This is a genomic window from Neisseria iguanae, assembly GCF_003013245.1.
Taxonomy (GTDB): Bacteria; Pseudomonadota; Gammaproteobacteria; order Burkholderiales; family Neisseriaceae; genus Neisseria; species Neisseria iguanae.
Map to the genome: position 1 here is coordinate 1 of NZ_PXYY01000120.1, position 5,933 is coordinate 5,933.

General features: G+C 48.2%; 7 protein-coding genes and 2 pseudogenes. 1 reads left to right on the forward strand and 8 read right to left on the reverse strand.

From position 1 onward, the window contains the following. Positions 1 to 226: pseudogene (locus C7N83_RS12640) on the reverse strand (hypothetical protein); the annotation flags it as partial. 10 nt (positions 227 to 236) lie between these two features. Beyond that, entirely contained in the window at positions 237 to 500 is a 264-nt protein-coding gene (locus tag C7N83_RS17145) for a hypothetical protein (protein WP_106743073.1), read from the reverse strand. A 34-nt stretch (positions 501 to 534) separates the two neighbouring features. Here C7N83_RS17145 and C7N83_RS16340 point away from each other — a divergent pair, with 34 nt between their 5' ends. Next, positions 535 to 843, forward strand: coding sequence for a hypothetical protein (locus C7N83_RS16340; protein ID WP_245911229.1), 309 nt, complete (start codon positions 535 to 537; stop codon positions 841 to 843). A gap of 74 nt (positions 844 to 917) precedes the next feature. Here C7N83_RS16340 and C7N83_RS12655 read toward each other — a convergent pair whose 3' ends face one another. From C7N83_RS12655 to C7N83_RS12680, 6 genes and pseudogenes are all read right to left on the reverse strand, one after another. After that, positions 918 to 1,343 (reverse strand): F0F1 ATP synthase subunit epsilon, encoded by a 426-nt coding sequence (locus C7N83_RS12655; protein ID WP_106743075.1) that lies wholly within the window; start codon positions 1,341 to 1,343, stop codon positions 918 to 920. Between the two features lie 10 nt (positions 1,344 to 1,353). Then, on the reverse strand, positions 1,354 to 2,751 hold the full coding sequence (gene atpD / locus C7N83_RS12660; RefSeq protein WP_106743076.1) for a F0F1 ATP synthase subunit beta: 1,398 nt from the start codon (positions 2,749 to 2,751) through the stop codon (positions 1,354 to 1,356). Positions 2,752 to 2,786: 35 nt separating this feature from the next. Next, the gene (atpG, locus tag C7N83_RS12665; RefSeq protein ID WP_106743078.1) at positions 2,787 to 3,662 is read right to left on the reverse strand and encodes a F0F1 ATP synthase subunit gamma; all 876 of its coding nucleotides are present in this window, start codon (positions 3,660 to 3,662) and stop codon (positions 2,787 to 2,789) included. Between the two features lie 25 nt (positions 3,663 to 3,687). After that, positions 3,688 to 5,235 (reverse strand): F0F1 ATP synthase subunit alpha, encoded by a 1,548-nt coding sequence (gene atpA, locus C7N83_RS12670; RefSeq protein ID WP_106743080.1) that lies wholly within the window; start codon positions 5,233 to 5,235, stop codon positions 3,688 to 3,690. 10 nt (positions 5,236 to 5,245) lie between these two features. Further along, positions 5,246 to 5,779, reverse strand: coding sequence for a F0F1 ATP synthase subunit delta (locus tag C7N83_RS12675; RefSeq protein WP_106743081.1), 534 nt, complete (start codon positions 5,777 to 5,779; stop codon positions 5,246 to 5,248). 4 nt (positions 5,780 to 5,783) lie between these two features. Further along, a pseudogene (locus tag C7N83_RS12680) lies at positions 5,784 to 5,933 on the reverse strand (F0F1 ATP synthase subunit B); the annotation flags it as partial.

Consider the following 5,933-nt stretch of genomic DNA (forward strand, 5'->3'; position numbering starts at 1 on the left):
TCTTTACCGGGTGTGTTTTCTGAAACAACACCGTCCTCATCGGTTTCAATCCCTCGTCACTGCTTATCGTCGGTCGGCGGTTTGGATAATAACGGCAGCTTTGGTACTTTGGATTTTTAAGCCTTTTCCCGGCCAGTTGGCGGTTAATCGAATCCAACAGTTCGGAAAGGGTATTGTTTTGCGCCAGCCGGTTACGGTAGCGGCAGAGTGTGCTGTGGTCGGGCATGCCGGGTTCGTCAAAACTGCAGCAGCGTTAAAAGCCGGATACGGGTGACGGGGCTGTGTCCGGGGTCGGATACGGCCGGGTAAAACGGCGTTGGACACGGACAGTCATGAACAAAGGGGACGGCTGCCGTTATGACGGGCATAACGGCTTTTTGCTGTTCGGGATAATTGGTGATGGGCTGCCGGCCGGTAATGATGTGGCTTTTAAGCAATGGAAAGCGGCCGGTATGCTTGGCAATCACAGCTTCGGCGGTTTGTTTGAAAAAGCGGCCCATGGAAAGAGACCGTTTCAAACAAGCCAAGTATGGCATGAAACGTATTGCAGAATCAAATCGGGGCAATGCGGCACATCCGTTTCCGGCTGCCTGTGTGCAAAACAATAGTCGGTCGAAAGTTTCCCCGTATTGCCCGATGACCACAAACGGCCAAGCAGAGCGGGTCACCCGCAACTTAATGGAAATCGGGCAGGATAAGTTTCCGTTTAAGGATTCGGAACGTCAGCAAAAGGCATTATGCCGTTTTGTGAATTTTTATCATCCGGTTAAGCCGCATAAGGGCTTAAAAGGCGATACGCCTTTTGAGGTTTTACAGACTTATTTTTCTCAACCTGTTGTGTAAACAACGCGAGGTTTTCCTATCGTCATGCAATAAAAAAGCACGGTATTCACCATGCTTTTTTGAAGCAAAAATGCTTATTTGTTTTTTTGCGAACGAAGATAATCCAAGGTTTTGAGCTGGGCGATGGCAGCGGCCAAAGCAGCGTGTGCTTTTGCCAAAGATTCATCGTCTTGCGCCTTGGAAATACGGTCTTCTGCTGCTTTCTTCGCCTGTTCGGCACGCTCCTGATCCATCTCCGCACCGCGCACGGCTACGTCCGCCAATATGGTAATTTTCTCAGGCTGCACTTCCAATAAACCGCCGGAAACAGCAACCAACACTTCTTCAGCTTGATCCGGCACAGTCAAACGCAATGCACCGGGACGTACCAAACTCATGATTGGCTCATGTCGCGGGTAAATACCGAGTTCACCTTGTACAGTTGGAACCACCGCAAAGCTGGCTTCGCCTGAATAGATGTTTTGTTCGCTACTGACCACTTCAACTTGCATGATGTTCATGCCGGTCTCCTCAGTTTAAGGTTTTCGCTTTCTCGGCTGCTTCTTCAATGCCGCCCACCATGTAGAACGCTTGTTCCGGCAAGTGGTCGTATTCACCGTTCAAAATGGCTTTAAAGCCGGCGATGGTGTCACGCAATGGCACGTATTTGCCCGGGGAACCGGTAAATACTTCGGCGACGTGGAACGGTTGTGACAAGAAACGTTGGATTTTACGGGCACGCATTACAGTCAGTTTATCTTCGTCAGATAATTCATCCATACCCAGAATAGCGATAATGTCGCGCAATTCTTTGTATTTTTGCAAAGTAGACTGAACACCGCGTGCTACGTCGTAGTGCTCTTGACCCAACACCATCGGATCCAATTGGCGTGAAGTAGAGTCCAGCGGGTCAACGGCCGGGTAAATACCCAAAGAGGCAATGTCACGGCTCAATACCACGGTCGCATCCAAGTGGGCGAAGGTAGTGGCAGGAGACGGGTCGGTCAAGTCATCTGCAGGCACGTAAACGGCTTGGATGGAAGTAATCGAACCGGTTTGCGTAGAGGTAATACGCTCTTGCAAACGACCCATTTCTTCAGCCAAAGTCGGTTGGTAACCTACGGCTGACGGCATACGACCCAACAGCGCAGATACTTCGGTACCGGCCAGAGTATAGCGGTAGATGTTGTCGACGAAGAACAATACGTCACGGCCTTTGCCGTTTTCGTCTTTTTCGTCACGGAAGTATTCGGCCATGGTCAAACCGGTCAAAGCAACGCGCAAGCGGTTGCCTGGTGGTTCATTCATCTGGCCGTAAACCATGGCTACTTTATCCAATACGTTGGAATCTTTCATCTCGTGGTAGAAGTCGTTACCTTCACGGGTACGCTCGCCCACACCGGCAAACACAGACAAGCCGCTGTGCGCTTTAGCGATGTTGTTGATCAATTCCATCATATTTACGGTTTTACCCACACCGGCACCACCGAACAGACCTACTTTACCACCTTTGGCAAACGGACAAAGCAAGTCAATCACTTTAATACCTGTTTCCAACAATTCGGTTGCGGCTGAAAGCTCGTCAAATTTAGGTGCAGACTGGTGGATAGCGCGGGTCTCAGAAGCGGTCACAGGACCGGCTTCGTCTACGGGATTACCCAATACGTCCATAATACGGCCCAATGTTGCCTGACCCACAGGTACGGCAATCGGAGAACCGGTATTGCTGACGGTCATACCGCGCTTCAAACCGTCTGAACTACCCATTGCAATTGTACGTACCACTCCATCACCCAAAAGCTGTTGCACTTCCAGAGTCAGACCGGTTTCGTCCAATTTCAGGGCATCGTAAACGTGCGGAATAGCATCACGTGGAAATTCCACATCAACTACGGCACCAATAATTTGTACGATTTTGCCTTGGCTCATTATCGTATCCTATTTTCTATACAGTTTCAGACGGCCTAAACAGCCGCTGCACCTGCAACAATTTCTGACAATTCTGTGGTAATCGCAGCTTGACGCGATTTGTTGTACACCAAGCGCAGCTCTTTAATGGCATTGCCTGCGTTGTCGGTAGCGGCTTTCATAGCTACCATACGCGCGGCTTGTTCGGATGCCATGTTATCAGCCAGTGCTTGATAAACCACAGATTCTAAATAACGGCGAACCAGATATTCCAATACAGTAACAGGGCTCGGCTCGTAACGGTATTCCCAAACATATTGGGAATCGGCGTTAACCTCTTCGATCTCATTTTGACCGATAGGCAGCAATACTTCCATACGCGGTTCTTGACGCATCGTATTCACAAAACCGGAATACACCAAGTGAATCACATCCAGTTTATGCTTTTCATAGCGTTGGAAAATTTCAGTCAACGGTCCCAGCAGCAATTCCATTTTAGGCGTATCACCCAAATTCACCGCACTGGCAATCACGTTTAAACCGATACTTTGGCAAGCCGCCAAACCTTTATTGCCCAGACACACGACATCGACTTCAATGCCCTGTCCCTGATACTCTTGAACTTGCGCCAAAAATTTCTTCAATACGTTGGCATTCAACCCTCCGCACAAACCTTTATCCGTCGTCATTAAAATGAAACCGGCACGGCGTACTTCGCGATGCGGCTCCAGCAACTTAATGCCATGATCGGTTTCGGTTTGTGCCAAATGGCTCATTACCGTCCGTACTTTTTCGGCGTATGGACGCGCTAAACGCATCCGTTCCTGAGTCTTCCGCATTTTAGAGGTAGACACCATCTGCATCGCTTTAGTGATCTTTTGGGTATTTTGAACACTGCGAATTTTGGTGAGAATCTCTTTTCCTATTGCCATTTCAGACTCCTTTCATCTACTGTTCTTAAGCTTGGTAAGCGTAAGAAGATTTGAAAGTTTTCATGGCTTCGGTCAATGCTTGTTCCGCTTCATCAGACATCGCACCTGAAGCATTAATCGCATTCAACACATCCGGCAATTGGGTGCGGACATAGCTCAAGAATTCCGCTTCAAAAGCCAATGCTTTAGCAACCGGAACATCAACGTATGAACCATTGTTGATTGCCCACAAAGTCAATGCCATTTCAGCGGTGTTCAAGGTGTTGAATTGTTTTTGTTTCATCAATTCAGTCACGACTTCACCGTGTTGCAATTGTTTGCGTGTTGCTTCATCCAAATCAGATGCGAACTGAGAGAACGCAGCCAATTCACGATATTGCGCCAATGCCAAACGAATTCCGCCCCCTAGTTTTTTGATGACTTTGGTTTGCGCCGCCCCACCTACGCGCGATACGGAAATACCGGCGTTGATTGCAGGACGGATACCAGAGTTAAACAAGTCGGTTTCCAAGAAAATCTGACCGTCTGTAATCGAAATTACATTGGTCGGTACGAATGCAGATACGTCACCGGCTTGGGTTTCGATAATCGGCAATGCGGTCAAGGAACCGGTTTTGCCTTTGACTTCACCGTTTGTCAGTTTTTCCACTTCATCTTCATTGATACGCGCAGCGCGCTCCAGCAAACGAGAGTGCAGGTAGAATACATCGCCCGGATAAGCCTCGCGCCCCGGCGGGCGGCGCAACAATAGGGAAATTTGACGGTAAGCAACAGCTTGTTTAGACAAGTCATCGTAAACAATCAAGGCATCTTCGCCGCGGTCGCGGAAAAATTCACCCATGGTACAGCCTGAGTAAGGGGCAATATATTGCAATGCAGCTGCTTCAGAAGCAGTTGCCGCCACCACAATGGTGTGTTCCATTGCACCGTGCTCTTCCAATTTACGCACTACGTTGGCAATCGAAGAAGCTTTTTGACCCACAGCAACGTAAATACAAATCACACCAGTGCCTTTTTGGTTAACAATAGCGTCCAAAGCAACAGCTGTTTTACCGGTTTGGCGGTCACCAATAATCAGCTCGCGCTGACCGCGACCTACCGGAACCATAGAGTCAATGGCTTTCAAGCCTGTTTGCATTGGCTGGTCAACCGATTTACGGGCAATTACACCTGGTGCAATTTTTTCGATTGGTGCAGTACTGGAAGCATTGATCGGGCCTTTACCGTCAATCGGACGACCCAATGCGTCAACTACGCGGCCTACCAGCTCACGACCTACCGGTACTTCCAAAATGCGCCCGGTACAAGTAACGATATCGCCTTCTTTGATATGTTCGTATTCACCCAACACTACGGCACCAACGGAGTCACGCTCCAAGTTCATAGCCAAGCCAAATGCGTTGCCCGGGAATTCGAGCATCTCACCTTGCATGGCATCTGACAAGCCGTGAATGCGTACGATACCATCAGTTACAGAAATTACCGTACCGCAGGTACGTACTTCTGTATTAACCGACAGATTTTCGATTTTGGCTTTAATCAAATCGCTAATTTCAGCAGGATTAAGCTGCATGAAAACTCTCCTAATTTGTCATAGTCGCATACAAGGCATTCAATTTACCTTGCACCGACAGATCCAAGACTTGGTCACCAACTTCCACTTTCACCCCACCAATTAATTCCGGATCAATTTTCGTGGCCACTTGCAAATCAGTGTTGAAACGTGTTTTTAAAGTAGTGGTCAAATCAGTCAACTGCGCATGTGTTAATTCATATGCGCTGTAAATAACAGCTGATTTGGTGTTGTTGAGTGCCAAGACTAAGTCTTGATATTGCGCGTACACTTCCGGCAAAACGTTGAGACGTTTTTGTTCGGACAGAACGCTTACAAAATTTGTAAGACTCACATCATTCAAACCGACCAAATCAGTCAATGCTTTTGCTTTATCGGAAGAAGTGGTTTCAGGCTGCCCGACCAAAGACATGATTTTCGGATCCTGCAACACTGCTGCCAGTTGTCTCAGCCCGTCCAACCAAGACTCAATTTGTTTTTTTTCCTGTGCCAAACCGAATAATGCTTTCGCATAAGGTCGGGCAATCGTTGCGAACTCTGCCATAGGATTACAGCTCCTGTTTCAAAGTGTTGAGCATTGTTGCGTGTTTTGAAGCATCAACTTCACTACGCAAAATAGACTCTGCACCTTTCACAGCTAATGCGGCAACTTGCTCACGCAAAGCTTCACGCGCACGGTGCATTTCCTGCTCAACATC

Coding starts and splice junctions, on each gene's coding strand:
- C7N83_RS17145 (WP_106743073.1), bottom strand. CDS start 500: ATGGGCCGCTTTTTCAAACAAACCGCCGAAGCTGTGATTGCCAAGCAT.
- C7N83_RS16340 (WP_245911229.1), top strand. CDS start 535: ATGAAACGTATTGCAGAATCAAATCGGGGCAATGCGGCACATCCGTTT.
- C7N83_RS12655 (WP_106743075.1), bottom strand. CDS start 1,343: ATGAACATCATGCAAGTTGAAGTGGTCAGTAGCGAACAAAACATCTAT.
- atpD (WP_106743076.1), bottom strand. CDS start 2,751: ATGAGCCAAGGCAAAATCGTACAAATTATTGGTGCCGTAGTTGATGTG.
- atpG (WP_106743078.1), bottom strand. CDS start 3,662: ATGGCAATAGGAAAAGAGATTCTCACCAAAATTCGCAGTGTTCAAAAT.
- atpA (WP_106743080.1), bottom strand. CDS start 5,235: ATGCAGCTTAATCCTGCTGAAATTAGCGATTTGATTAAAGCCAAAATC.
- C7N83_RS12675 (WP_106743081.1), bottom strand. CDS start 5,779: ATGGCAGAGTTCGCAACGATTGCCCGACCTTATGCGAAAGCATTATTC.